Below are 22381 nucleotides of genomic sequence, written 5' to 3' on the forward strand. Positions count from 1 at the left end.
TCGCGAATGCCGCTCGAAAATTCAACTCAACCAAAATCTCGGTGTCGTCGGCTCCAGCCTTCCGCCCGCACGCACCGGCGCGATCCGCAGCGCAAGGCCCGTCGCGTCATCCGTCTCCACCGCGACGCCGCTCAGCGTCGCCGCCCCTGCTGCCGGCTCGAACCGGCCCGACGGAATGCCCGAGGTGAACCTCCGCAGCGGCTCCTCCTTCTGCATACCGATGATGGAGTCGTAGTCGCCGGTCATGCCGGCATCGGTCATGTAGGCAGTGCCGCCGGACAGGATCTGGTGGTCGGCGGTCGGCACATGGGTGTGCGTGCCGACGACGAGGCTGGCGCGGCCGTCGCAAAAGAAGCCGATGCCCTGCTTCTCGCTACTCGCCTCGCAATGGAAATCGACGACGATGGCGTCTGCGGCAACGCCGAGAGGGCAGGCGCCGAGCTCGCGCTCCAGGGCTGCGAAGGGATCGTCGAACGGGGTCATGAAGACGCGGCCGAGCGCGTTGACGACGAGCGCGTGCTTGCCGTTCTTGGTCTCGACCAGCGCTGCGCCGCGGCCGGGCGTGCCGCGCGGATAGTTCGCCGGCCGCACCAAACGCTCCGCGCGCTCGATGAACACCAGGGCTTCACGCTGGTCCCAGGAGTGATTGCCGAGCGTCACGGCGTCGGCGCCGGCGTCGAGAAATTCGTGATAGATCGCTTCCGTGATGCCGAAGCCGCCGGCAGAGTTTTCGCCGTTGACGACGACGAAATCGAGCGACCAGTCCTTGACCATGCCGGGCAGATATTCGGCGATGGCGTTGCGCCCCGCACGGCCGACGACATCACCCACGAAGAGAATGCGCAACTTCAGAACTCCGGAAATCGAATACGTCGGATTCCGTTAGCACATAATCCAGCGCGACGTCGTGGGATAGTGCCGGAACCGCCTTGATCTCCTGCGCCGCAAAAGCGAGGCCGACAGCGATGATGTTGTTGGCTTTTCGCAAATGCGCGAAGGTGTGGTCGTAGTGCCCGGCGCCATAGCCGATGCGATGGCCGAGACGGTCGAAGGCAGCCAGCGGCGTCAGCATGATGTCCGGAATGACTTCGGCGGCCCCGGGCGACGGCTCGGGAATGCCGAGCGGACCGAGCATCAGCCGATCGTTCGGATGGAAGATGCGGAAGATCAGCGACTGGCCGCGCGCGGTGACACAGGGCAGCGCGAGCCTGGCGCCCTCCTCGGCCAGCTTCTTCATCAGCGGCATCGGATCGATCTCGCTGCGAATCGGCGAATAGCCGGACACGATGCTGCCGGGCAAGAGCGGGAACGGCAGCCCGCGCTTGGCGAGCTTGGCGGCGGCGGCGGTGCGTTTCTTTTCGCTCAGCGCATCGCGCGCCGCGAGCGCCTTGGCACGGAGTTCGGCTTTCGAATTCGACATGCGCAGGGTCCCCACGTCATCACCCGCCTTGTGCGCCCTTGCGCAATGGAGCGGGTGATCCAGCGTTCCAGAGGCGGTGGTGATTCACACAAAGGCCGCTGCGTACTGGTTGCCCCGGTCAAGCCGGGGCATGACATCTGTTGAACCAGCCGCAGTCGTTTCAACAAGCACAAATCGAGCAAACAAAAGTGCGAAGCCGCGAACGCCGTTGAAGCACTCGATCCCGGAGTTCCCTACGAAAGTAGGTGGGCACCATATGTCCGAGCCCACGGGCCCGGCCAGGGACAGTTCCCTAAAGGATCGATAAGGCCCCGGGGATTATGGCTCCTGACGCGCGTCGCAGCCTCGCTTGGGCAATGTAACAACGATGCTGACGAATCGCCAGCCCGGTGAGGGGTCAGCCGATCGCGATCCCGTTGCCGACGGTCCGGTTCAGGACCTGGGTCGATTTCTCGATGCGCTCGGCGGCGGCGTTCAGTGCGTTGACGACCGCGGTCTGGCTCAACCGGGCGCGCTCGACAGCGGCATTGCGGAAATCCCGCAATTCGGTCAGCTCCTGCTCCATGGTGCGGATGCGGTTGCCGGCGTCGACCAGCTCGTCGCAAACGGTCAGCGCCGCCATCACCGTGAGCCGTGCGTCGCCGATCTCGCCGAACTTTCCGCGCAGGGACTGGATCCGCGTCTCCAGGCTTTCGGCGAGCTTGAGCAGCCGCACCTCCTGGCCCTCCTCGCAGGCCATGCGGTATTGCCGGCCGTTGATGGTGACGTTGATGTGGCTCATCCGTCCTCTCCGGTATCGAGCACCGAGCGTATCGTGACGATCGCGGAATCCAGCCGATCGGAGATCTCGCGGCTGGAGCGCTCGAGCTTGCGCGCCTTCACCAGCGCGCCGTCGAGCTCGTCGGCAAGCCGTGAGCGATCCGCGCCCAGCGCCTGGATCCGCGCCGCGAGCTCGTTCTCGTCGCGGTCGGCATCGCGCCGCCGCTCCACCGCGCTTTCGAGCGAGTCGAGCGCCGCCATGAGCCTGCGGGTCGCGATCTCGATCTCGACGGCAGAGGACTCGGTCATGGCAGAGCTGTTGGAAACGCGATCGTTCATGCAGTCAGCGGCGAAACCTGTGGCCTTGCCCATGGGCTTTTCCTTGGGCTTTTTCTGGGGCTTGCCGCCCGGCAAAAGACTCGGTTCGGCAAGCGGTTAGAAGCAGAAATTTACGTGGCAAGCCAGGGAAGCGCAACGCCGCCGCGAAACTATGCACCGCTAAGCAACTTTTACGGCCAAACCAGCGTTTGATTGCCTTGGACTCCCGGAACCGAGGTGCTATTTCAGCCCCCGACCTTCAGTGGCCGCCAGGCTCCTCCCATACGGCTCGCACCCGCCGCCAAGCGCCTCATTTCAGACGGATTTCAGACATGACGCAAGTCGACCACACCCGTATGGCCAACGCGATCCGCGGCCTCGCAATGGACGCCGTCGAGAAGGCGAAATCCGGCCATCCCGGTTTGCCGATGGGCGCGGCCGACATGGCCACGGTGCTGTTCACGCAGTTCCTGAAATTCGATGCGGCAGCGCCCGCCTGGCCCGACCGCGACCGCTTCGTGCTCTCGGCCGGCCACGGCTCGATGCTGCTGTATTCGCTGCTGTACCTGACCGGCAATTCCGACATGACGCTGGACCAGATCAAGCAATTCCGCCAAGTCGACTCGCTGACTCCCGGACATCCCGAAAATTTCCGCACCAAGGGTATCGAGACCACCACAGGCCCGCTGGGCCAGGGCATCTCCACCGCCGTCGGCATGGCGCTCGCCGAAAAGATGCTCGCCGCCGAGTTCGGCAAGAAGATCGTCGACCACCACACCTACGTGCTCGCCTCGGACGGCGACCTGATGGAAGGCGTGTCGCAGGAAGCGATCGCGATGGCCGGGCACTGGAAGCTCAACAAGATGATCGTTCTCTACGACGACAACGGCATCTCGATCGACGGCCCGACCTCGATTTCCGATTCCGTGGACCAGGTGAAGCGTTTCAAGTCGGCGGGCTGGGCCGCCGAGAAGATCGACGGCCACGACCAGGCCGCGATATCGGCCGCGATCACGCGGGCGCAGAAGTCGAGCAAGCCGACGCTGATCGCCTGCCGCACCACCATTGGCTTCGGCGCGCCGCATAAGGCCGGTACGGCGAAGGCCCATGGCGAAGCGCTCGGCGCCGACGAGCTCAAGGCCGCCAAGGAAAATCTCGGCATCTCGCTCGAGCCGTTCGCGGTCCCGGACGACGTGCTGAAGGCGTGGCGCGCAGCCGGCAGCCGCGGCGCTGCAGCTCGCCAGGAATGGGAAGGCCGTCTCGGTGACCTCGGCAGCCGCAAGCGCGCCGAGTTCGAGCGCCGCCTGCGCCATGAGCGTCCGGCCTCGCTCGTGAAGGCAGTGCGCGCCTACAAGAAGGAGCTGCTGGAAAAGCCGATGACAGCGGCGACCCGCAAATCCTCGGAAGCGGTGATCGAAGTCATTGCCGGCGCCATGCCGATGGAATTTTTGGCAGGTTCGGCCGACCTCACCGGGTCCAACAACAACAAGGCGAAGTCGGCGACCGCCTTCTCGGCCAAGACGCCGAAGGGCCGCTTCATCCATTACGGCATCCGCGAGCACGGCATGTGCGCGGCCATGAACGGCATCTTCCTGCACGGCGGTTTCGCGCCGAACGGCGCGACCTTCCTGGTGTTCACCGACTATGCGCGCCCTGCGATGCGCCTTGCCGCGTTGATGGGCGCCGGCGTCGTCTACGTGATGACGCACGACTCCATCGGCCTCGGCGAAGACGGCCCGACCCATCAGCCGGTCGAGCATCTCGCAGCGCTCCGCGCCATCCCGAACATGCGTGTGTTCCGCCCCTGTGATTCCGTCGAGGTGGCCGAATGCTGGGAGCTCGCGCTGAACCGCCTCGACGGCCCGACCGTGCTGGCGCTGACACGGCAGAACCTGCCGCAGCTCCGCACCACCGCGCCGAACGACAGCCCTTGCGCCCAGGGTGCCTACGAGCTGGTGGCCGCCCAGGGCGAAGCCAAGGCAACGCTGTTCGCCTCCGGCTCCGAGGTCGAGATCGCGGTCGCGGCCCAGAAGCAGCTCGCCGAACGCGGCATCCCGTCGCGGGTGGTCTCGGTGCCCTCGCTCGAGCTGTTGTTAGCGCAACCAGAGGCCAAGCGTGCCGCCATCATCGGCAACGCGCCGGTGAAGGTCGCGATCGAGGCGGCGGTACGCTGGGGCTGGGATGCCGTGATCGGCCATGATGGCGAATTCATCGGCATGCATTCCTTCGGCGAAAGCGGTCCGGCGAAGGAGCTTTACAAGCATTTCGGCATTACCGCCGAGGCTGCGGTGAACGCCGTGCTGAAGCGCGTTTCGTGAGAGTTGAGCTTGCCAAAAAAAGGGATTACCTAAGTTCTCATATGATCAAGCACCGCCCGGATGAACCGGGCGTCCGCCCTAAAAAAACCCTCGCAGGCGCGCTAAGCGCGTTGTGCGGGAAGATCGGCGTTATCGAACACCCGTCATTGAACGGTCATAAGGAGACGAAACATGGTGGTCCGCGTCGGAATTAACGGTTTTGGCCGCATCGGCCGCAACATCCTGCGGGCCATCGCTGAGTCCGGCCGCAAGGACATCGAGGTCGTCGGCATCAACGACCTCGGCCCGGTCGAGACCAACGCCCATCTGCTTCGCTTCGACAGCGTCCATGGCCGCTTCCCCGGCGCGGTGACCGTCGAGGGCGACACGATCAGCCTCGGCGGCAACAAGATCAAGGTGACCGCGGAGCGCGATCCCTCGAAGCTGCCCTGGAAGGACCTCGGCATCGACATCGCGATGGAGTGCACCGGCATCTTCGCCTCGAAGGACAAGGCCTCTGCGCATCTGACCGCCGGCGCCAAGCGCGTGCTGGTCTCCGCGCCCGCCGACGGCGCTGATGCCACCATCGTCTACGGCGTCAACCACGACACGCTGACCAGGGATCATCTGGTCGTCTCCAACGGCTCCTGCACGACCAACTGCCTCGCTCCGGTCGTCAAGGTGCTGAACGACCTCGTCGGCATCGAGACCGGCTTCATGACCACGATCCACGCCTACACCGGCGACCAGCCGACGCTCGACACCATGCACAAGGATCTCTACCGCGGCCGCGCCGCTGCGATGTCGATGATCCCGACCTCGACCGGCGCCGCCAAGGCGATCGGTCTCGTGCTGCCGGAGTTGAAGGGCAAGCTCGACGGCGTCGCGATCCGCGTGCCGACCCCGAACGTCTCGGTCATCGACCTCAAGATCGTCGCCAAGCGCGCCACCGATCCGAAGGAAATCAACGCGGCGATGAAGCGCGCCTCCGAGCAGCAGCTCAAGGGCATTCTCGGCTACACCACGGCGCCAAACGTCTCGATCGATTTCAACCACGACCCGCACTCCTCGACCTTCCACGAGGACCAGACCAAGGTGCAGAACGGCACGCTGGTACGCGTGATGTCCTGGTACGACAACGAATGGGGTTTCTCGAACCGCATGGCGGACACCGCCGTTGCGATGGCGAAGGTGATCTAAGAACGTAGGTCCCATGTCCCGGACGCGGTGCAGCGCGCGTGCGCTGCTCCGCAGAGCCGGGACCCATGTTCCCCGCGTAGGTCCCGGTTCTGCACAGCGGCACTTCGCGCCGCAGTGCGCCCGGGACAAGAGAGCCCAGAGATGACCAACAAATTCCGCACCCTCGACGACGTCGACGTGAAGGGCAAACGCGTGCTGCTGCGCGTCGATCTCAACGTGCCCATGGACAACGGGCGCGTCACTGATGCGACCCGACTCGAGCGCGTCGCGCCGACCATCACCGAGATCTCCGACAAGGGCGGCAAGGTCATCCTGCTCGCGCATTTCGGCCGGCCCAAAGGGCGCGATCCCAAGGACTCGCTCAAGCCCGTCGCCGAGGCGCTCGCCAAGGTCGTGAAGAAGCCCGTCGCCTTCGCCGACGACTGCATCGGCGAGCCCGCGGCCGCGGCCGTTGCCGGCTTGAAGGACGGCGACATCCTCTGCCTGGAAAACACCCGCTTCCACAAGGAAGAGGAACAGAACGATCCCGCCTTCGTCGCGGAGCTGGCCAAGCTCGGCGACATCTGGGTCAATGACGCGTTCTCGGCCGCGCACCGCGCCCACGCCTCGACCGAAGGCCTCGGCCACAAGCTGCCGGGCTATGCCGGCCGCACCATGCAGGCCGAACTGATTGCGCTGGAGAAGGCGCTGGGCTCACCGGCCAAGCCCGTCATCGCGATCATCGGCGGTGCCAAGGTCTCGACCAAGATCGACCTGCTCGAAAACCTCGTGACCAAGGTCGACGCGCTCGTGATCGGCGGCGGGATGGCCAACACCTTCATGCACGCCCAGGGCGTCGGGATCGGCAAGTCGCTGGCCGAGAAGGATCTCGCCGCGACTGCACTGCGCATCATGGAGAAGGCGGAAGCCGCCAACTGCGCGATCATCCTGCCGGTGGACGCGGTCGTCGCCTATCATTTCGCCGCCAACGCGCCGTCGCATGCCTATGGCCTCGACGCGATCCCGGCCGACGGCATGATCCTCGACGTCGGTCCGCAGTCGATCGCACGTGTCCATGCCGCTATCGACGACGCGGCGACGCTGGTCTGGAACGGACCGCTCGGTGCCTTCGAGATGCAACCCTTCGATCGCGGCACGATGGCGGCCGCCAAGCATGCCGCCGAGCGCACCAAGGCCAAGAAGCTGATCTCGATCGCGGGCGGTGGCGACACCGTCGCGGCCCTCAACCAGGCCCATGTGGCCGGCCAGTTCACCTATGTCTCGACCGCCGGTGGCGCATTTCTTGAATGGATGGAAGGCAAGCCCCTGCCCGGCGTCGAAGTTCTGCGCATCAAATAATCAGTCGCGAATAATTAGCGGCCTTCAAGAAGTGGCCTTGCAGGCCCAAACGGGAGAAGAAGACACATGGCTCGGATCACGTTGCGTCAATTGCTCGACCATGCGGCAGAGAACGATTACGGCGTACCGGCCTTCAACATCAACAATATGGAGCAGGCGCTGGCGATCATGGACGCGGCCAATCAGGTCGACGCGCCTGTCATCATCCAGGCCTCGCGCGGCGCGCGGTCCTACGCCAACGACATCATGCTCAAGCACATGATGGACGCGGTGACCGAGATCTATCCGCACATCCCCGTCTGCGTGCATCTCGACCACGGCAATGAAGCCGCAACCTGCATGACCGCGATCCAGGCCGGCTTCACCTCGGTCATGATGGACGGCTCGCTCAAGGCTGACGGCAAGACCCCCGGCGACTGGGGCTACAATGTCGGCGTCACCAGGATCGTGACCGACATGGCCCATCTCGGCGGCATCTCGGTCGAGGGCGAGCTCGGCGTGCTCGGCTCGCTCGAGACCGGCATGGGCGACAAGGAAGACGGCCACGGCGCCGAGGGCAAGCTAAGCCACGACCAGCTCCTGACCAATCCGGACGAAGCCGTGAAATTCGTCCAGGAGACCCAGGTCGACGCGCTCGCGATCGCGATGGGGACTTCTCACGGCGCCTACAAATTTACCCGCAAGCCCGACGGCGACATCCTCGCCATGAATGTGATCGAGGAGATCCACCGCAAGCTGCCGAACACCCATCTCGTCATGCACGGCTCCTCGTCGGTGCCGCAGGACCTCCAGGACATCATCAACGCCTATGGCGGCAAGATGAAGCCGACCTGGGGCGTTCCGGTCGCCGAAATCCAGCGCGGCATCAAGAACGGCGTTCGCAAGATCAACATCGACACCGACAACCGCATGGCGATGACCGGCCAGATCCGGAAAGTGCTCAAGGACAATCCGGAAGAGTTCGACCCGCGCAAGTACCTGAAGCCCGCGATGGAAGCCATGACCAGGCTGTGCAAGCAGCGGCTCCAGGAGTTCAATACCGCAGGCCAGGCCGCCAAGATCAAGAAGGTGCTTACGACGGCCGAAATGGCCAAGCGCTACGCCAAGGGCGAGCTCGCCCCCCGCGTCGCCTAGCGATCGCGCGGTGGCGTAACCAGCCCCCACTTTCTCCGTCATTCCGGGCGCCGCAAACCGGCGAGCCCGGGATGGCGACCTTGTTGCCGGTACCAAAGCCCCTCCCCCCTTGCCCTGCGACGAACGTTAACTCGGCATTTGCCCGAGAACGGTCTATTTTCACAGGCAAGGGCAGAATCGTTTTGGGAGGACCTCTCGATGAATCTGACTGAGCTCAACAGGATCGCGACCGCCATGGTCGCACCCGGCAAGGGCATCCTTGCCGCCGACGAATCCTCCGGCACCATCAAGAAGCGTTTCGACGCGATCGGCGTGGAATCGACCGAAGAGAACCGCCGCGACTATCGCGAGATGCTGTTCCGCTCGAAGGAAGCCATGAGCCGGTACATCTCCGGCGTCATCCTCTATGACGAGACGATCTGGCAGGACGCGAAGGACGGCACGCCCCTGGTCAAGCTGATCGAGAGCAGCGGCGCCATTCCCGGCATCAAGGTCGACGAAGGCACGCAAGCCCTGCCGATGTGCCCGGGCGAGCTCGTCACCGTCGGGCTCGACAAGCTCGCCGAGCGGCTGAAGAAATATTACGAGCGCGGCGCACGCTTCGCCAAATGGCGCGCGGTGATCGACATCGGCAGCGGCATTCCCTCGATGACCGCGATCAGCGTCAACGCCCATGGGCTGGCGCGCTATGCGGCGCTGTGCCAGGCTGCGCAGATCGTACCGATCGTCGAGCCGGAAGTGCTGATGGACGGCGATCACGACATCGATCGCTGCTATGAGGTGACAAACCGCGTGCTCAACAAGACCTTCCAGGAATTGCGCGTGCAGCGGGTCGCGCTCGAGGGCATGGTGCTGAAGCCCAACATGGCGGTCTCCGGCAAGAAGTCCGCGAAGCAGGCTTCCGTCGAGGAGGTCGCGGAGAAGACGATACGGCTGCTCAAGGCCTGCGTGCCCGCGGCGGTGCCCGGCATCGCCTTCCTCTCCGGCGGCCAGTCGGATGAAGAGGCGACCGCGCATCTCAACGCCATGCACAAGCTCGGTCCGCTGCCCTGGGGCCTGACCTTCTCCTACGGCCGCGCGCTCCAGGCCGCGCCGCAGAAGGCCTGGTCTGGCAAGGCCGAGAACGTCGCAGCCGGACAAAACGCATTCAGTCACCGCGCGCGTATGAATGGGCTCGCCTCCAGAGGCGAATGGCAAAGCAGCCTGGAACAGAAGGCAGCCTAGATCTTGTCGAACAAATCTCCTCCGCCGCGCCCTGCGCCGCGCCTTTATCTCGCGACGCCTGTCGTCGATGATCACGCTTCGCTTCTGGCCGAGCTGCCCGGCCTGCTTGCTTCCGCCGACGTCGCGGCCGTGCTGCTGCGGCTGAAGGAGACCGACCAACGCACCATGATCTCGCGGATCAAGGCTCTGGCGCCGCCGGTTCAGAAAGCGGGCGCCGCGCTGCTCATTGAAGGCCATGCCGAACTGGTCGCGCGCGGTGGCGCCGACGGCGCGCATCTTGCGAGCCTCGCTGCGCTGGAAGAGGCCGCACCCTCGCTCAAGCCCGATCGTATCGCCGGCGTCGGCGGGCTTGAGACGCGCCACGATTCCATGAGCGCGGGCGAGCTGGGCGCCGACTACGTGCTGTTCGGCGAGCCCGACGAGAAAGGCCAGCGGCCGTCGTCCCAGGCGATTGCCGAGCGGCTGGATTGGTGGGCCGAGTTGTTCGAGCCGCCCTGCGTCGGCTTTGCCATGTCGCTGGAAGAGGCCCACGAATTCGCCGCCAGCGGCGCCGATTTCGTGCTGGTCGGCGAGTTCATCTGGGCCGATCCGCGCGGACCCAAGGCCGCGCTGATCGAGATCGACGCTGCGATCAGGAAGGCCTATGCGACAGCGCTTGCCGGCCAAGATCCTGCGGGCCGGAAGCCTGCGGGTCGAGAGCACGGCTAGCGCCCGACATGAAGCTCCCGCGCATCACCATCCTGGCCACGTTGCTGCTCACGGTGCCTGCGGCCGCGCAGCTCCAGATCACGCCGCCTGCGGCGACGCCGAGCCCGCCCGCCGAGAAACAGAAACCCAAGCCGCCCCCGGTCGCCAAGAAAAAGGAGGCCGCGCCGGCTCCCAAACCTTCGGCGTCCCCCAAGCCGGCCCCGGCAGCAACCGTGATCCCGGCGCCTCCGACCGACAATTCCAACGTCGATCTGGTGTTCGGCGCCTATCAGCGCGGCCAGTACAAAACCGCCCTCGATCTCGCCACCGCCCGTGCCGCGACCGGCGATGCCAAGGCGATGACCATGCTGGGTGAACTCTATTCCAACGCCATGGGCATCCGGCGCGACTACGCCAAGGCGCTGCAATGGTACAAGCGCGCCGCCGATGCCGGCGACCGTGAGGCGATGTTCGCGCTCGCCATGCTCAGGATTTCCGGCCGCGGCGGCGCGGTCGATAAGGGCGAGGCGGTCAAGCTGATGGCCTCCGCCGCCAAGCTCGGCGAGCCCAAGGCGGCCTATAACCTCGCGCTGCTCTATCTCGACGGCCAGACCCTGCCGCAGGACGTCAAGCGCTCCGCCGAGCTGCTGCGCCAGGCCGCCGATGCCGGCCTGCCCGAGGCGCAATACGCGCTCGCGACCTTCTACAAGGAAGGCACCGGCGTGCCCAAGGACCCCGAAAGGGCGGTGCGTCTGCTCCAGGCCGCCACGCTGACGGACAATGTCGATGCCGAGGTCGAATACGCCATCGCGCTGTTCAACGGCACCGGTACGCCGAAGAACCAGCCGGCGGCCGTGGCCCTGCTGCGCAAGGCCTCCCGCCAGGGCAGCGCGATCGCTCAGAACCGGCTGGCCTGGGTCCTGATCAACGGCATGGGTACATCGGTGGACAAGGTCGAAGGCTTTAAATGGCATCTTGTGGCCAAGACCGGCGGCAAGGGCGATCCGGAGCTGGACAAGCAATTGTCCGATTTGCCGGCCGAGGAGCGCGCCAAGGTCGAGGCCGCCGCCAGGAAATGGCTCGGGACCAAATGACTTGACGCAATGACTTGACGTTGGGCCCCTCGCAGGGCACCCAATCTCTCAAACAGGCGCGATTTCGCGCCATTTCCCCCGTTCAAGACCAGAGCTCATGCTGTATTCCGCAACTATCAACGTCATGGTCAAGGCCGCGCGCCGCGCCGGCCGCAGCCTCAAGCGCGATCTCGGCGAGATCGAGCATCTCCAGGTCTCGCTGAAGGGACCGGCGAATTACGTCTCGCTCGCGGACAAGCGCGCTGAGGAAATCGTCTACCAGGACCTCGCCAAGGCCCGCCCCGGCTACGGCTTCATCGGCGAGGAAGGGGGAACGCGCGAGGGCTCCGACAAGAGCCACACCTGGATCGTCGATCCGCTCGACGGCACCACCAACTTCCTGCACGGCATCCCGCAATTCGCGATCTCGATCGGGCTTTCGCGCGAGGGCACGATCATCGCAGGCGTGATCTACAACCCCGCCAATGACGAGCTCTATATCGCCGAGCGCGGCAAGGGTGCCTTCCTCAACGACCAGCGCCTGCGCGTTGCCGGCCGGCGCCAGCTCAACGAATGCGTGGTGGCCTGCGGCCTGCCCCATATCGGCCGAGGCGACCACGAGGAATTCCGCCGCGAGATGACCGCGATCCAGGACCGCGTCGCCGGCCTCCGCCGCTTCGGCGCCGCCTCCCTCGATCTCGCCTTCGTCGCCGCCGGTCGTCTCGACGGCTACTGGGAGCGCAATTTGCAATCCTGGGACATCGCGGCGGGTATGATCATGGTGCGCGAGGCCGGCGGAACGGTCACCGACATCGACACGCCCGGCGATGCCCTGGTGACGGGCAATGTCGTGTGCGGGAATGAGTTCGTGCACGGGGAATTGGTGAAGGTGTTGAGGAAGTAGGCGTAGGCCGAGGTCGCGCCTTACACACCTCTGTCATCGTCCGCGAAGGCGGACGATCCAGTATTCCAGAGAGTTCAGTTGGATATGGAACGGCCGCGGCGTACTGGATGCTCCGCCTGCGGCAAGCTATCGACTTGAGAAGTAAAGCCCGGCGACGATGAGAGCAGCAAAGATTGCCCATGGAACGGCTAAGTCTCGCAAGACACCGCCCCGGCAGGCCGCAGACAACGTTCCGGGGAGCCAATAGAGCACGATAAACAGCTTGGTCCTTATGCCGCCCCACTTGACATAGCTGGGCTGCTCATCGACCGGCCTTCGGAAATCGCGCCAAATGTAAAGAGCGCCCGTAAGTATATAAGCGATTGCTATGGCGGCCACCATTCTTATGGATCGCCTGCTCCTTCCCAAGCCGCTGGGTGGCAGCTCTGCGGCTTCATCTGAACCAACTAAGCGTCATCCTCGTCGGATTCGTCGCGATATTCACCGCCGATGGTCAGGCCCTCGATAGCCGTGGCGCCTTTCGACTTGATCACCCGGCGAAGTGGGACCGAACTCTCGCTTCGCAGTGCATCCATCAGCTGTTCCGAATGGGTGACAATCCAGATGTCGGCGCGGCGTGATGCCTTGGCGATCAGCCGGGCCAGCGGTGCCAGCAGCGACGGATGCAGGCTTGTCTCGGGTTCGTTCAGCGCGATGAACGGCGGCAGCCGGTAACCCATGAACACCGCGAGCAGGCAGATGTATTTCAGCGTGCCATCGGATAGTTCATGAGCCCTGAACGGCCGCGGCATATCCGCCAATTGCAGATCAAATTGACAGAAGCCGTTTTCCTCCCATGCGCGGAGTTCGGCGCCCGGGAATGCATCCTGGATTGCGTCCTGCAGGTCGTTGGCGTCTTCCCGAATGACATAGAGGGTCGCGAGGGCGGCAGCCAAATCGGTTCCATCGGCGCTGAGCGAGGGCGTTGCGATCGCCAGACAAGGCTTTCGTATCGGTGACGCCGGATCAGTGCGAAAGTCATGATAGAATCGCCAGCCCAGCATCGCATTTCTGATCAGGTCGATTTCCGGGCATTGCTTGCCATTGGAAAAAGCCGCAAGCGCGGTCTCTGACGGCAGCACCGCATCCTTGTGAGCGTTCCAGGCGCCGCTCTCGCCGCGGACGCTGATGAGCGAATTAATCCGCTCCATCAGCTTGACCGTTCGTTTGCCGTGCGTCGCCTCGATACCTTCGGCCTTGATCATCGGCTCGCCGGAAAACGCGGCCTGAGCCGGGCTTGGAAACCCCAGCTCGATGGAATACCTTATGCTGTCGAATGTGGCCGAGAGGCGCAGCCGCCCGTCTTCGCCTCGCTTGCGAATGCCGGTCCAGCAGACCGAATTCAATCCGCCTTCATCGGCGATCGTGCGGGTGATTTGACCGGTCGCCGCGTCGCGCAACAGCGACAAGGACTTGTAGAGATTGGATTTGCCGACACCATTCTCGCCCACAAACACGGATAAGGGGTGGATGGGTATGGAGAGCCGCCGAATGGAGCGATAGTTCGAGATCGCAATTTCAATCGGACGCATCGCATGCTCTCAATCGGCAGGCTACCGTGCATTCGCGGTGCAGCGCGAATGCCCTTTTTTTCAATCCAGGGATGCAGTCTGGATTGACGCTCCCAAGAAAGCAAGCCGAAGGCAAAACCGATCTGGCGTTCAGTGGCCGGCCCTTGCCGGCGCGGGCGGCCCATACATCTCGGCCTCCTCCGCCACCTTCTCCCGATCCCCGCCCAGCACGCGCTGCACGGAGACGAAGAACACCGGCACCATCAGCAGCGCCAGGATCACCACCGCGATCATGCCGCCCATCACGATGGAGCCGAGCGATTGCTGGCTGGCGCCGCCGGCGCCGTGGGCGATGGCCATCGGCAGCACGCCGCAGATGAAAGCGAGGCCGGTCATCAGGATCGGGCGGAAGCGCAGGCGGCAGGCCTCGATGGTGGCGTCCACCAGCGGCTTGCCTTCCTTCCGCAGATCCTTGGCGAATTCGATGATCAGGATCGCGTCCTTTGCCGCTAGTCCGATGATGGTGATCAGGCCGACGGTGAAATAGACGTCGTTCGGCAGGCCGCGCAGCATCGCCGCGATCACGGCGCCGACGATACCGAGCGGCACGGTGAGCAGCACCGCGAGCGGAATGGTCCAGCTCTCGTACAGCGCGGCCAGGCACAGGAACACCACGAACACCGACAGCGCCAGCAGGAACGGCGCCTGCGAGCCGGACAGCTTTTCCTGCAGCGATTGTCCGGTCCATTCATAGCCGAAGCCGCGCGGCAGCTTGCCGGAAAGCCGCTCCATCTCGGCGATGGCGTCGCCCGAGGTGAAGCCGGGCTTGGCCTCGCCCGAGATGCGCACCGCCGGATAATAATTGAAGCCGGCGATCTGGGTTGGTCCGCGTGCCCATTCCACGGTGGTAAAGGACGAGAACGGCACGAGCTGGCCGCGGCTGTTCTTGACGTTGTAGTTGAGGATGTCCTCGGTCCGCATGCGGTCGCGGGCATCGGCCTGCACCACGACGCGCTGCATGCGGCCGCGGTTCGGGAAGTCGTTGATGTAGTTCGAGCCGAGATTGGTCGAGATCGTGTTGTTGATGTCCTCGAAGGTGACGCCGAAGGCGCCGGCCTTTTCGCGGTCGACCACGAGATTGACCACGCCGGCCTCGGGCAGGCCCTCGACATAGACCTTCTGCAGCACAGAGCTGGCATTGGCCTCCGCGATCAACTGGTCGGCGGCACGCATCAGGGCCGGATAGCCCTTCTGGCCACGGTCCTGAAGGCGGAACGAGAAGCCCGAGGAGTTGCCGAGATTGTCGATCGGCGGTGGCTGCAGCGCGGCGATCTTCGCGTCGCGGATTGACGACGACAGATCGCGGTTGATGTCCGCGACGATCGCCGCTGCCGAATCCTTCGGCCCGCGCTCCGACCAGTCCTTCAGGGTAATGAAGGCCTGCGCGGTGTTCATGCCCTGGCCGGAGAAGCTGAAGCCGGTGAGGAAGGTGACGTTGTCGACGCCCGGCCGCTCCGCCAGATATTTCTCCACCTTCTCGATCACCGCCTCGGTGCGGGCATAGGACGAATCCGACGGTGTCTGCACGTCGGTGGTGACGAAGCCCTGGTCGTCGACGGGCAGGAAGCCGCCGGGCAGGTTGACGAAGGCCCAGGACAGGCCGGCGAGCAGCGCGACGTAAACCAGCATCAAGCGGCCGGTGCGCTTGAGCGAGAAGCCGACAGTGCGCGAATAGCCCTCCTTGCTGCCGTCGAGCATGCGGTTGAACCAGCCGAACACGCCCTTCTTGGCGTGACCGTGGCCGGCCGCGACGGGCTTGAGCAGCGTCGCGCACAGCGCCGGCGTCAGCGACAGCGCCAGAAAGGCGGAGAAGCCGATCGCGGCGACCATGGTCACCGAGAACTGGCGGTAGATGATGCCGACCGAGCCCGGGAAAAACGCCATCGGCACGAACACCGCCATCAGCACCAGCGTGATGCCGATGATGGCGCCGGTGATCTGCGACATCGCTTTCCGCGTCGCCTCCTTCGGCGGCAACCCTTCCTCGGCCATGATGCGCTCGACGTTCTCGACCACGACGATGGCGTCGTCGACGAGGATGCCGACCGCGAGCACCATGCCGAACATCGAGAGCATGTTGATCGAGTAGCCGGCGAGCAGCAGCGTGGTACAGGCGCCCAGCAACGCCACCGGCACCACGATGGTCGGAATAATGGTGTAGCGGATGTTCTGCAGGAACACGAACATCACCACGAACACCAGCACGATGGCTTCGACCAGCGTTGTCAGCACCTTCTTGATCGAGGCCTCGACCACCGGCGTGATGTTGTAGGGAATCTCGTAGGAGATATTGGCCGGGAAGAAGCGCGACAGCTCCTTCATCTTCTCTTCGACGGCGCTCGCAGTCGCCAGCGCATTGCCGGTCGGCGACATCAGCACCGAGAGACCGGCGGTCGGCTTGCCGTCGAGACGCGTGTTGAACTGATAGCTGAGACCGCCGACCTCGATGCGCGCGACGTCGCGCAGACGCACGGTCGAGCCATCGGCATTGGCGCGCAGGATGATGGAACCGAATTCGTCCGGTGACGAGAGCTGGCCCTTGACCAGCACCAGCGCGGAGGTGCGCTGGCTCGACGTCGACGGCTCGGCGCCGATGCTGCCCGATGCCACCTGCGCGTTCTGCGCGGTGATCGCCTTGTTGACGTCGTCCGCCGTCAGCCCATAGCCGACCAGCTTTGCCGGATCGACCCAGACGCGCAAAGAACGCTCGGTCGAGTAAAGCGTGGCGCGGCCGACGCCGGGGATGCGGCGGATCTCGCCGAGCACGTTGCGGATCATGAAGTCGCCCAGGCCCACCTCGTCGAGGCTGCCGTCGGTCGAGTTCAGCGTGATGATCTGGAGCACCGCGCTGGATGCTTCCTCGATCAGGATGCCTTGCTGCATCACCGCGCGCGGCAGCCGCGCCTCGACGCGCTTGATGCGGTTCTGCACCTCGACCGAGGCGGCGCTGGTGTCGGTGCCCGGCTGGAAATTGGCGATGATCTCGACCTGGCCGAGCGAGTCGCTGGTGGATTCGAAATTGAGGATGCCGGAAGCGCCGTTGAGCTCCTCCTCAATCAGCCGCGTGACGCTGTTGTAGAGGTTTTCGGGCGAGGCGCCGGGATAGCTGGTCGAGATCGAGATCGAGGGCGGGGCGATGATCGGATACTGCGCGATCGGCAACAGCGGAATCGAAATTGCGCCGACCAGACAGATGAACAGCGCGACCACCCAGGCGAAGATCGGCCTGTCGATGAAGAAGCTCGCCATGGCCTATTACCGCGTGAGCTTCTGGGCGTGCCGATTGTCCGCGGTTGCATCCGCTTCCGACCAGGATTGCGGCTTGACCCTGTCGCCGGCGGCGAATTTCTGGAAACCTTCGACCACGACCTTGTCGCCCGCCTTCAGGCCGTCGGTAACGAACCAGATTCCGTCCTGTGCCGAGCCGGTACGCACCGGCTGCACCGCGATGTGGTTGTCGTCCTTGACGACGAACACCTCGCTGCCGCCGCCGCCGTTGCGCTGGATCGCCTGTTGCGGCACCGCGATCGCGTCGCTATCGAGGCCCTGGTCGATGCGGACCCGGACATACATGCCCGGCAACAGCTCGCGCTTGGGATTGCGGAACTCACCGCGCAAGGTCACCTGACCGGTGTTGGCATCGACCTTGGCGTCCGAGAACAGCAACTTGCCGTCGAGCGAGTAGAGGGTGTTGTCGTCGAGCACGAGATGCACCTTGGCCGCATCAGGCGCGATGCGCTCGAGGTCGCCGCTCTCGAAGGCGCGGCGGAGCTGGTTGAGCTCGTTCACCGACTGGGTGAAGTCGGCATAGATCGGATCGAGCTGCTGGATCGTGGCAAGGTTGGTCTCGTTCTGGACCGCGAGCGCGCCCTCGCTGACCAGGGCAGCACCGACGACGCCGTCGATCGGCGCGCGCACGGTGGCATAGTCGAGATTGAGCTTTGCGCGCGCGAGGTCGGCCTTGCGACCCTCGACCTCGGCATGGGCCTGGCGCTCGGCCGCGATCGCCTTCTCGTTCTCGGCTTCGGGCGCGGCGCGCTGGGCGGTGAGCGTGGCGATGCGGCGCGCCTGCTGCTGGGTCTGCATCAACGCAGCCTCGGCCTTGGCGAGCGCGGCGTCGTTGGCCATCACTTCGACCTCGAACGGACGCGGATCGATGCGGTACAGTGCATCGCCCGCCTTCACCTCGCTGCCCTGTCGGAACAGGCGCTCGACCACGATGCCGGAGACGCGCGGCCGCACGTCGGACACGCGCGTCGGCGCAATGCGGCCCGGCAGTTCGCGCACCACGGCGCGCGGCTGCGGCTTGACGATGACAATGCTGACGTCGGGGTCGTTGGGCTGGGCGGCTGATATGGCAGAGCTGGATTCGTCGCAGCCTGCCAACAGCGGCGTAAAGGCCGCGAGCATCATTGCAACGCATGCCGATCGCGCGCGAAGTCCTGACATGAAGTGGGGTGCCCCGATATTGTTGAAACCGATCACGCTCCGCGGGGCCTGTTCTGGGCGATTCCGCGCGGCCGATGTCGTCAACATAGAGGGGACTTGCTGCGACGCAACGCACGTTGCGGCGGCTCAATGTCACACGGCCTATCATGCTGAGGTCAGGGCGTTTTTCACGCCTCACCCGATTGTGAATCGGGTTCCATCGCGGCGTGCTGCGACAGAAGATCGCAATTACCCGGCGGCCTTCATCCGGTAGTGGCTGACACCCCACTCGGTTCCATCGGCGTGGCCGAACAGGCCCGACGTCGCGACGAAGAGCCAGCGCCAGCGTCGCAGCCACAGGCCGGTCTCCTCGCCATGGATGTTGCGCAAGGCCGTCTCGATGGAACCGCGATGCGCGTCGAAATTGGCGAGCCAGTCGCTGGCGGTGCGCTGATAATGCGTGCCGCTCCAGCACCATTCCTTCTCAATCGTGAAGATGTCGCCGAATTGCCTGACGAGGTGATGGCTCGGCATCAGCCCGCCCGTGAAGACATGCTGCGCGATCCAGTCTTGGCGATTGGCCCGGTCGAACCGGTGAGAGCCGGAGCGATGGGCGACGATGTGCATGAAGAACCGCCCCTCCGGCGCGAGCCACGCGCGCAGGCGCGTCATCAGCTTGCGCCAGTTCATCACGTGCTCGAACGTCTCGACCGAGACGATGCGGTCGAATTGCCCGTCGGGCGCGAACACGTTCATGTCCGCAGTGACCACGCACAGGTTGAGGAGACCGCGCAGCCGCGCCTCTTCCTCGACATAGGCGCGCTGCGCCTGCGTGCTCGACACCGCCGTCACCTTCGCGTGCGGAAACTGACGCGCCATCCACAACGACAGCGAACCCCCGCCGCAGCCGAGTTCGAGGATGGTCTGACCGTCGGCGAGAGCGGCATGCTCGACGGTCTGGCGCAGCGCCTCCTCCTCGGCCTCCCGCAAGGTGGTCGCGCCGGTCTTGTAGAAGCAGGACGAGTATTTGCGGTTGGGACCGAGCACCTTCGCAAGGAACGAAGCGGGCATCTCGTCATGCCCGGCATCCGCGTCCTCGGCGATCGGCCGCAGCATCATCCTTCCTGCGAAGGCGGCATCGTCGGCCGCGCCCAGCGCGGACAGGCGCGTCGCCGTGCGCGAACACAGGCGCTGGATCGCCGCGCGGATCACGACATCGGGCAGCGGCACCCGTTCGGCAGTCCCGATGATCGCGGAAACGACGCTCATGCGATCACTCCGTCTCTGGGCGGCAGGGGGCCAAAAATCCGAGCTAAGCCTGTGGAATACCGAAGTTCTGCAAGATGCGCGGGTATCAAAGCCCCGTTTCGGCATTGGGTTCCACAACCCTCCCCGAAATCGCCGCATCCGGCGCTTTTTTTGGGCTGGCGCTGTGCCATAGTGCGCCCGCAAGCAAGTTTCGTAACGGATGATACCGACCATGCCGTCAGGCGCCTCGCCTCGCTCCCCCATCGACATCGAATACACCAAGCTCTCCTCGCCCAGCGTTTTCCTGGTGCGGATGCTGGTCTTCCTGGTGCTCTGCACCCTGGTCGGCGTGGTGCTCTACAAGCAGATCATCCAGGCCTTCTTCGCCAATCCCGGCCTCAATGCGCTGATCGGCGGCGTGATGTTCATCGGCATCATCCTGGCCTTCCGCCAGGTGATCCGGCTCTATCCTGAAGTCTCCTGGGTCAACAATTTCCGCATCGCCGATCCCGGCCTGGCGCCCGCCCGCCACCCCAAGCTGCTGGCGCCGATGGCGATGATCCTCGGCGGCGAGCGCTCCGGGCGGATGTCGATCACCCAGACCACCATGCGACACCTGCTCGATTCGATCGCGACCCGCCTCGACGAGGCCCGCGACATCTCCCGCTACATGACCGGCCTTCTCGTGTTCCTCGGCCTGCTCGGCACCTTCTGGGGCCTGATCGAGACGGTCGGCTCGGTCGGCAAGGTTATCGACGGGCTCAAGGTCGGTGGCGATTCCGGCGCCCTGTTCGACACGCTGAAGGAGGGTCTCGCCGCGCCGCTCGGCGGCATGGGCATCTCGTTCTCGAGCTCGCTGTTCGGCCTCGCCGGCTCGCTGATCCTCGGCTTTCTCGACCTGCAATCGAGCCAGGCGCAGAACCGCTTCTACACCGACCTCGAAGACTGGCTCGCCACCACCGTGCGCGAGTACGGAAGCGGTGAGGTCGCGGCGGCCTCCGGCGGCGGCGGTGTTGCCAGCGGCGAACTTCAGGCCGCGGTCGAGCGGCTGCGCATCGTGCTCGAGGAGGGCACGGCCAGCCGCAGCACCACCGCGTCAATGGCAGGCCTTGCCGAAGCCATCCAGGCGCTGGTCTCCCATATGCGGACCGAGCAGCAGATGATCCGCGAATGGGCCGACGGCCAGGGCGAGCAGAACCGCGAGATCCGGCGCCTGCTGGAGCGCATCGCGCGTCAACCCGAGAAGGGCTAGCAACATGGCTCTGGCGCGCGGCCGTCGCGGCGACACCTCTTTCAACTATTGGCCCGGCTTCGTCGACGCGCTGTCGACGCTGGTGCTGTCGATCGTGTTCCTGCTGTCGGTATTCCTGGTCGTGCAATTCTTCCTGTCGCAGGAGGTCACCGGCAAGGACAAGGCGCTGGAGCTGCTCAACGCCAAGATCGCGCAGCTCAACGAGCTGCTGTCGCTGGAAAAGCTCGGCAAGCTCACGCTCGACGACCAGGTCTCGTCACTGAAAGCCGGCCTTGCTTCGGCCGAGTCCGAGCGCGACCGCATCAAGGGCCTCTATGAGGGCTTAGCCGCCGCCGGCAACGACGCGCAAGGCAAGTCCTCCGAACTCGGCAAGGCGCTGGACTCGGAGAAGGCGGTTTCGGCGCGGGCGCTGGCGCAGATCGAGGTGCTGAACCAGCAGATCAGCGCGCTGCGGCGGCAATTGGCGGCGCTGGAAGAAGCGCTCGACGTCTCCGAGAAGCGCGACAAGGAATCGCAAAATCGAATTGCCGATCTGGGGTCTCGCCTGAATGTTGCCCTGGCGCAGCGCGTGCAGGAATTGTCGCGCTACCGCTCGGAATTCTTCGGCCGCCTGCGCGCCATCCTCGGCAACCGCCCCGACATCCGCATCGTCGGCGACCGCTTCGTGTTCCAGTCCGAAGTGTTCTTCGACACCGGACAGGCGGTGCTGTTGCCTGAAGGCCGCGCCGAGCTCGACACCCTGGCGACCGCGCTGATCGACCTCGACAAGAAGATCCCGAACGAGATCCCCTGGGTGCTGCGCGTCGACGGCCATACCGACGTGCGTCCGGTCAACGGGCCGAACTTCAAGTCGAACTGGGACCTCTCGGCCGCCCGCTCCATCTCGGTGGTGCAGTATCTGATCTCGCTCGGCGTGCCCGCCCAGCGCCTGGTCGCCGCCGGCTTCGGCGAATTCCAGCCGCTCGACACCGCCAACACGGAAGAAGCCTATAAGCGCAACCGCCGCATCGAGCTGAAGCTGACGGAGCGGTAGTGAGCGCCGTCCACCTCCGCCCTTACCGTCCCGAGGACGAGGCAGCCTCGATCGAGCTCTGGCATCGCACCTGGCAGCAGGCCTATCCGCAGATCGACTTCGCCGCCCGCCTGGAATGGTGGCGCGAGCGCTGGCGCACGGATCTGGTGCCGAAAGCCTCGATCGTGGTGGCGGAGCAGGATGGCGCGCTGACCGGCTTCGTCACCATCGACGGCGACGGCTATCTCGACCAGCTCGTGGTCGATCCCGGTCACTGGGGCTCGGACGCCGCAAGGCTGCTGGTGGATGAGGCCAAGCGCCTGTCGCCGGCGGGCGTGACGCTGCTCGTCAACAAGGACAACACCCGCGCCATCCGCTTCTACGAACGCAACGGCTTTGCCCATGCCGGCGACGAGCTGAACCCGACCTCGGGCCGGCCGGTGCTGAAGATGGCATGGCGGGTTTGATTCTGGCGGC

19 protein-coding genes and 1 other RNA gene are annotated in these 22381 nt (G+C 64.9%); 11 read left to right on the forward strand and 9 right to left on the reverse strand.

From position 1 onward, the window contains the following. Positions 1 to 21 precede the first annotated feature (21 nt). The 5 genes from ABIB06_RS05410 to ABIB06_RS05430 all read right to left on the reverse strand — a co-directional run bounded on the left by ABIB06_RS05410 (position 22) and on the right by ABIB06_RS05430 (position 2518). A complete protein-coding gene (locus tag ABIB06_RS05410; protein WP_247446345.1) occupies positions 22 to 846 on the reverse strand; it encodes a TIGR00282 family metallophosphoesterase in 825 nt (274 codons plus the stop codon). Next, positions 824 to 1420, reverse strand: a complete 597-nt coding sequence (locus ABIB06_RS05415) for a 5-formyltetrahydrofolate cyclo-ligase (protein ID WP_354044821.1) — start codon at positions 1418 to 1420, stop codon at positions 824 to 826. The genes ABIB06_RS05410 and ABIB06_RS05415 overlap by 23 nt, the downstream gene beginning before the upstream one ends. 189 nt (positions 1421 to 1609) lie before the next feature. Further along, a non-coding RNA gene (ssrS, locus tag ABIB06_RS05420) (6S RNA) lies at positions 1610 to 1769 on the reverse strand. A 48-nt stretch (positions 1770 to 1817) separates the two neighbouring features. After that, on the reverse strand, positions 1818 to 2201 hold the full coding sequence (locus ABIB06_RS05425; RefSeq protein ID WP_354044819.1) for a cell division protein ZapA: 384 nt from the start codon (positions 2199 to 2201) through the stop codon (positions 1818 to 1820). Next, positions 2198 to 2518 (reverse strand): DUF4164 domain-containing protein, encoded by a 321-nt coding sequence (locus ABIB06_RS05430; protein WP_026232773.1) that lies wholly within the window; start codon positions 2516 to 2518, stop codon positions 2198 to 2200. Before ABIB06_RS05430 ends, ABIB06_RS05425 begins: the two co-directional genes overlap by 4 nt. A gap of 311 nt (positions 2519 to 2829) precedes the next feature. Between ABIB06_RS05430 and tkt the strand changes: the two genes are divergently transcribed. From tkt to ABIB06_RS05470, 8 genes are all read left to right on the forward strand, one after another. Further along, a complete protein-coding gene (gene tkt / locus ABIB06_RS05435) occupies positions 2830 to 4815 on the forward strand; it encodes a transketolase (protein WP_354044817.1) in 1986 nt (661 codons plus the stop codon). A gap of 171 nt (positions 4816 to 4986) precedes the next feature. Further along, the gene (gene gap / locus ABIB06_RS05440; RefSeq protein WP_247341786.1) at positions 4987 to 5994 is read left to right on the forward strand and encodes a type I glyceraldehyde-3-phosphate dehydrogenase; all 1008 of its coding nucleotides are present in this window, start codon (positions 4987 to 4989) and stop codon (positions 5992 to 5994) included. Between the two features lie 141 nt (positions 5995 to 6135). Next, complete coding sequence (locus ABIB06_RS05445) at positions 6136 to 7332, forward strand: phosphoglycerate kinase (RefSeq protein ID WP_354044815.1); 1197 nt, start codon at positions 6136 to 6138, stop codon at positions 7330 to 7332. A gap of 66 nt (positions 7333 to 7398) precedes the next feature. Further along, complete coding sequence (fba, locus tag ABIB06_RS05450; RefSeq protein ID WP_247341794.1) at positions 7399 to 8466, forward strand: class II fructose-bisphosphate aldolase; 1068 nt, start codon at positions 7399 to 7401, stop codon at positions 8464 to 8466. A 198-nt stretch (positions 8467 to 8664) separates the two neighbouring features. After that, positions 8665 to 9690 (forward strand): class I fructose-bisphosphate aldolase, encoded by a 1026-nt coding sequence (locus ABIB06_RS05455; RefSeq protein ID WP_354044813.1) that lies wholly within the window; start codon positions 8665 to 8667, stop codon positions 9688 to 9690. A gap of 3 nt (positions 9691 to 9693) precedes the next feature. After that, positions 9694 to 10398 carry a thiamine phosphate synthase gene (locus tag ABIB06_RS05460; RefSeq protein ID WP_247341800.1) on the forward strand — a complete coding sequence of 235 codons (705 nt, stop codon included), beginning with the start codon at positions 9694 to 9696 and terminating at the stop codon, positions 10396 to 10398. Positions 10399 to 10406: 8 nt separating this feature from the next. Further along, positions 10407 to 11471, forward strand: a complete 1065-nt coding sequence (locus tag ABIB06_RS05465; protein WP_247341804.1) for a tetratricopeptide repeat protein — start codon at positions 10407 to 10409, stop codon at positions 11469 to 11471. A 97-nt stretch (positions 11472 to 11568) separates the two neighbouring features. Further along, a complete protein-coding gene (locus ABIB06_RS05470; RefSeq protein ID WP_247341807.1) occupies positions 11569 to 12354 on the forward strand; it encodes an inositol monophosphatase family protein in 786 nt (261 codons plus the stop codon). Positions 12355 to 12800: 446 nt separating this feature from the next. Here the strand turns inward: ABIB06_RS05470 and ABIB06_RS05475 are convergent, their stop codons facing one another. The 4 genes from ABIB06_RS05475 to ABIB06_RS05490 all read right to left on the reverse strand — a co-directional run bounded on the left by ABIB06_RS05475 (position 12801) and on the right by ABIB06_RS05490 (position 19661). Next, complete coding sequence (locus tag ABIB06_RS05475) at positions 12801 to 13925, reverse strand: AAA family ATPase (RefSeq protein ID WP_354044810.1); 1125 nt, start codon at positions 13923 to 13925, stop codon at positions 12801 to 12803. A 129-nt stretch (positions 13926 to 14054) separates the two neighbouring features. Next, positions 14055 to 17213, reverse strand: coding sequence for a multidrug efflux RND transporter permease subunit (locus ABIB06_RS05480; protein ID WP_247341812.1), 3159 nt, complete (start codon positions 17211 to 17213; stop codon positions 14055 to 14057). Between the two features lie 6 nt (positions 17214 to 17219). Further along, positions 17220 to 18413 carry an efflux RND transporter periplasmic adaptor subunit gene (locus tag ABIB06_RS05485; RefSeq protein ID WP_247341815.1) on the reverse strand — a complete coding sequence of 398 codons (1194 nt, stop codon included), beginning with the start codon at positions 18411 to 18413 and terminating at the stop codon, positions 17220 to 17222. 228 nt (positions 18414 to 18641) lie between these two features. After that, positions 18642 to 19661 carry an SAM-dependent methyltransferase gene (locus ABIB06_RS05490; RefSeq protein ID WP_354044808.1) on the reverse strand — a complete coding sequence of 340 codons (1020 nt, stop codon included), beginning with the start codon at positions 19659 to 19661 and terminating at the stop codon, positions 18642 to 18644. Positions 19662 to 19872: 211 nt separating this feature from the next. Here ABIB06_RS05490 and ABIB06_RS05495 point away from each other — a divergent pair, with 211 nt between their 5' ends. Genes ABIB06_RS05495 through ABIB06_RS05505 form a run of 3 tightly spaced genes read left to right on the forward strand, consistent with a single transcriptional unit; the run spans position 19873 to position 22371 of the window. Then, on the forward strand, positions 19873 to 20892 hold the full coding sequence (locus ABIB06_RS05495) for a flagellar motor protein MotA (protein ID WP_247341821.1): 1020 nt from the start codon (positions 19873 to 19875) through the stop codon (positions 20890 to 20892). A 4-nt stretch (positions 20893 to 20896) separates the two neighbouring features. Further along, positions 20897 to 21925, forward strand: a complete 1029-nt coding sequence (locus tag ABIB06_RS05500; RefSeq protein WP_007599914.1) for a peptidoglycan -binding protein — start codon at positions 20897 to 20899, stop codon at positions 21923 to 21925. Beyond that, positions 21925 to 22371, forward strand: a complete 447-nt coding sequence (locus tag ABIB06_RS05505) for a GNAT family N-acetyltransferase (protein ID WP_354044805.1) — start codon at positions 21925 to 21927, stop codon at positions 22369 to 22371. The genes ABIB06_RS05500 and ABIB06_RS05505 overlap by 1 nt, the downstream gene beginning before the upstream one ends. Positions 22372 to 22381 lie beyond the last annotated feature (10 nt).

The sequence above is a fragment of the Bradyrhizobium sp. LB8.2 genome, from assembly GCF_040548035.1.
GTDB lineage: Bacteria > Pseudomonadota > Alphaproteobacteria > Rhizobiales > Xanthobacteraceae > Bradyrhizobium.